1 pseudogene is annotated in these 262 nt (G+C 37.0%); it reads left to right on the top strand.

Features of this window, described 5'->3' with window-relative positions:
• A pseudogene (locus PSI06_RS21810) lies at positions 1–262 on the top strand (copper resistance system multicopper oxidase); the annotation flags it as partial.

Here is a 262-nt window from a genome sequence, read left to right as displayed (position 1 = left end):
AGTGGCTTTCAAGAAATGACTGGCATGTACGGTGCATTAATTATTGAACCGCGAGAAAAAGATATTATTAGTGCAGATAACGAGCATGTTATTCAATTATCTGATTGGACTGATGATGACCCAATGGATTTGTTCCGCAAGTTAAAAGTACAGAGCGATGTATTTAACTTTAATCAACCTACTGTTCCAGAGTTTTTTGATGACATTTCAAATAGCAGCGTTTCAAATGCGCTACAACGCCGGGAAATGTGGAATAAAATGA

The organism is Pseudoalteromonas sp. GABNS16E, from assembly GCF_028598715.1.
GTDB lineage: Bacteria > Pseudomonadota > Gammaproteobacteria > Enterobacterales > Alteromonadaceae > Pseudoalteromonas > Pseudoalteromonas atlantica.
Note: the sequence above shows the minus strand (reverse complement) of the source record. Positions and strands in the feature narration are given on the sequence as shown.